1 protein-coding gene is annotated in these 1,088 nt (G+C 45.5%); it reads right to left on the bottom strand.

Translation table 11 applies throughout. From position 1 onward, the window contains the following. Positions 1–978 (bottom strand): bifunctional aspartate transaminase/aspartate 4-decarboxylase (locus AB6F11_RS21675; RefSeq protein ID WP_104216372.1); only part of this gene is annotated, 978 nt, incomplete at its 3' end. Positions 979–1,088 lie beyond the last annotated feature (110 nt).

Here is a 1,088-nt window from a genome sequence, read left to right as displayed (position 1 = left end):
ACGCCAGCCTGTTGCACCGAAGTATTTAGAGAATGAGTAAACACATAGTGTGTTATACGGTAGTTTTGCGAACAGAGAAACGAACTCATCTGCGAATGTGCCGTACACGTCATCTGTGATGATGAATAGGTCACTGCGTTGCTCATTCACAAAGTTTGTTAGGTTCTCTAGAGTCTCGTCAGAGAATTTCACTGATGCTGGATTAGCAGGGTTAACGACGCAAAGTAGTTTGATGTCTGTATCTGCCAGTTTCTCGATTTCAGACATTGGTAGCTGCCAAGTGGTCTCATCAAGGCGTAGCTCTACGATTTCCAGCTCATATTCTGCTAGCTCTGGGATTTCTAGGTAAGGTGTAAAGATTGGCGTGATTAGCGCAACTTTGTCACCTTTTTTCAATAGACCATTGTTGAACATGGTTGCGAACGTGTACGTCATTGACGCAGTGCCGCCTTCTGTTGCGAACAGGTCAAAGTTAGTCGTCATTGGCATTGGGCCGTACATCTCTTCTGCGATGTATTGTTTAACCACTTTCTCGATGTTCACTAGCATACGTGGTGGCACTGGGTAGTTACACGCAAGGTAAGCCAGTACTAGCTCGTTTAGGAACGCTTGTTTTTCGATGCCTAGACGGTCTTTTGCGTAGCTTAGTGCACGACGTAGGAAATCAACGCCTTTGTCTGTTGCATATTGGCTTGCGAACGTGTCGAAACGCTCAACGATGCCGACGCCATCAGGGATACCACCGAAATCACCACCTAGGTAAGCGTAGTTACGCTCTGCTTCTGCTACCGCAAACTCACCAAGACGGATGAATGCTTTACGAGGTAGCGTTGCTAGGAAGTTAGGGTTACCACGACCTGCATCAAGAAGTGCACGATCTGGCACAGCTTGCGCCACTTCAATCAGTTTGTCTTTTAGCTCGAATGGGCTTAGGTCAGCGAATTTTGAAAAATCGATAGTTGGAGTTTGAGTAGTCATAATAGATACCTTACTTTCATAAATTTTAGCAAGTCGATCCCCTTCCCTATGTTTGGCCAGGGAATCGCTTAGTGTTTTAATTGGATTGACGTCTTAGACTGACGTTATAG

The organism is Vibrio sp. 10N.247.311.14 (assembly GCF_041467715.1).
Classification (GTDB): Bacteria; Pseudomonadota; Gammaproteobacteria; order Enterobacterales; family Vibrionaceae; genus Vibrio; species Vibrio crassostreae_C.
This window is presented reverse-complemented; position numbering and strand designations above follow the sequence as displayed.